Annotated in this window: 2 protein-coding genes; one reads left to right on the plus strand and one right to left on the minus strand. The window is 55.6% G+C overall.

Going from position 1 to position 2,835, the window contains the following annotated elements:
* Positions 1 to 2,183, minus strand: a 2,183-nt coding sequence (locus tag ACOCEA_RS17835; RefSeq protein WP_420757632.1) for a galactose oxidase-like domain-containing protein, incomplete at its 3' end; no start/stop codon positions are given.
* An 18-nt stretch (positions 2,184 to 2,201) separates the two neighbouring features.
* Between ACOCEA_RS17835 and ACOCEA_RS17840 the strand changes: the two genes are divergently transcribed.
* On the plus strand, positions 2,202 to 2,835 hold a 634-nt coding region (locus ACOCEA_RS17840), incomplete at its 3' end, for a hypothetical protein (RefSeq protein WP_420757633.1).

Raw genomic sequence — 2,835 nt, forward strand, 5'->3', positions numbered from 1 at the left:
GTCTGCTCCAATGCGGTTACCCTTGCTATAATCTCGCCATTTCCTGTCAATTCCCTGTACACAAAATGGAACTCGTCCGCACTGCCCCAGATATCGGCACCCGAGGCACGTACCTCAAATACGCCCCCTGACTCGCAGGAAACGCCTATGGCGCCCACGGCACCAATGTCCTGGCTCTGCCAGGGCGCGGGTACGGGCGTGCCGCAGCTCGGGGTAACGTTCACCTGCACCACGGTGGGGCAGCCCCCGGCCGTGGAAAGGGCGTACTGTCCCTGGCTCCTTTGGTCTATTAGGCCGTCGTTGCTCTCCGCTTGGTACTGGGCGATGCCCGTGTCTATTTGGTAGGCACCTTCCGCGTTTAAATCTGTGGTGGAGTCAAAGGTGGGGCCGTCCACTTCCGTGGTGGTCACGAAATATTGGTTGCCGTAGCCTTTGGCACGTAGGTACACCTCTTGGCCCTCAAGGGCCTCAACGGGGGCCCCGGCCACATCTTGCCATGCCCCGGACCCTATCTTGTACTCTGCCACGATGGTGCCGTTGGCCGGGCAGGGTGTTACCGGTACGCCCACGGTATAAATGTCCCTTATCTCACTGGGCTGCAATACCCTGTTCCATATCTTAAGTTCATCTATTCGGCCATCCAGCTCATCGGTAATGGCACTGGTATTGCCATAGGGCACCGCGGGAAGTGGCCTGAACTCATCATAGAACCCACCAATGGTAAAGCTGTCCGTACGTCCCGGATAGTCCGTCAGTTGGATATCCCCAGTTATCTCCTTGCTACAGACCTCGACCCCGTTCACGAAGAGCCGTGCATAGGTGCCATCATAGGTGGCCGCGATATGGTTCCAGCCATCGAGGGCATCATAGCCCGCATAACAGTCCACTGCCCCGTCCGAGGTGTGGAAGGACCATTTGTACAATGTATTGTGGAAGCCAAAGAACAGTGAGGGGTACTCGTGCGCCACCACGGCCACATTGGCCACTTTACCGTTCTGTGGTATGACACTGGTAGCGTCCCTGAAGACCCATGCGCTCATGGTAACGCTCTGGGAAATGGTACCCAAGGAATTGGCATCATAGGGAATATCGACAAGGGCGTTGCTAAGGTGTTCCAATCCGTCCATCTCAAGGGCGCCGCCATTTAGGCCGGTCTGCCAGGTAGCATCGGTAACCGTAGCTGGATTGCCCGTATCGTCCCTTTGAACAATCGTACCGTTGTTCCCGTAGGACGAGGCATCGCTCACATTGGTCCCGTTACCGTCCTCAAAGCCCATGTCCAGGACCAGGTTGGGGTCGAAATTGTAGGGAAGCGCGTTACCGATCTGTATCGTGGCCGCTTGACTGGGTACCCCATTGGCATCCAATGCAAAAAGCATATAATAGCCAGGGGGCAATATGTTCCTGTCCGCGATGTCCAGGGCGTAGTTGCCCGCCGTGCCGGTAAAGCTTACCGGTATCCGGCGCTGTTCGTTGTTGGTACTGTGCGTTACCGCTGAGAACCGCACCAAACTAAACTGGTCTATAGCGGTATCGGTAAGTACGTTTATGCTCGTGTTATAGTCAGCCGTTGCCGGTGCACCTGTGATTACGGGCCTGGTGGCCAAGTTGCCGGTACCGTCAAAAAGGTAAGGTGGGCTAAATATCTCCGCGTTGTCGTGGTTGGTACAATCGGGATAGGGTTGGTCACAGAGACCGCCACCGCCAACGAAGACCCTGCCGTCAGGCATCAATATGGATACGCTATGGTAGGTTCTTGGTACCTGCATAGAGGATAATGTGGTCCATGTATCGGTATAGGGGTCGTACAGTTCTGCAGATAGCGCCGCCCCGGTGTCGGCGAACACCTCTGCATGGTCCAACCCACCGGTGACCAGTATTTGCCCGTTGGGCAACACCACACTGTTGTTATAGATCCGGGCCTCCGTAAGGTTGCCCGCAGGGGAAACGCTGGCCGTGGATCCATAGGCGCCCGATATGTCTATCACATAGGCGGCCGACTTTGCCGGGGGGCCTCCCGGGTCCTGGTCCCTACCGTAGGACGTGGCCCCGCCCACCTTAAAGATCTTGTCCACATCGAACATAACGGTGTTCCCCTTGATGGAATAGGTGTCCGTACCCCTTTTTCCGGCAGGTACGATCTCACCTTGGCCATTATTGGCCTCTACATCTATCCAATGCATGTCCTCGCTTGGTCCCGCATGGAAAAGCTTGCCATTGGAAGCGGTCCAAAGCCACACATGGTTGTCTACCCTATAAATCCCTTGTTGCTCGAAGGCCAGGTCATTGGCATTGTAAATATCGTCCCCTTGGATGCCGGACAGCACGAACCAATTATTTGTGGCAGGGTCGTAGATCTCGGCCCCCTTGCCACCATTGGTCCCAGGCGTATTACTGCCGCTCCAGGACCCACCTACGGTGAAGACCCACCCTTGTGGCAGGGTAACATTGCCCTGATAGCCCCGTGGGATGTTCATCTTATCCGCCTCTGTCCATACACCGGTGTTATAATCATAGATACTGGTCTCCACATCGGAGACCCCACCGGCGGAAAGGATCCGGCCGTCAGCAAGGTTGTTGATACCGGGACAGAACATATCATGGTTGGTATTGGAATAGCTCCAAGTCTCCACAAGGTCAGTCGCAGGGTCGAATATCTGGGTCGCCGTTTGGCCATAGCCTATCTCCTCGAAAGTAAGCCTGTAATGGGAGGCCCAGGTCAACAACTTACCGTTGGGCAATTGAGCAGCGGCTACAGGGACAAGGTCAAAACCAATCAATGGGCCCCAATAACCATCCCCTTCCGGATCGTTCTGGGCATTTGTATAAAAGTTG

The sequence above is a fragment of the Maribacter luteocoastalis genome (assembly GCF_048890225.1).
Taxonomy (GTDB): domain Bacteria; phylum Bacteroidota; class Bacteroidia; order Flavobacteriales; family Flavobacteriaceae; genus Maribacter; species Maribacter luteocoastalis.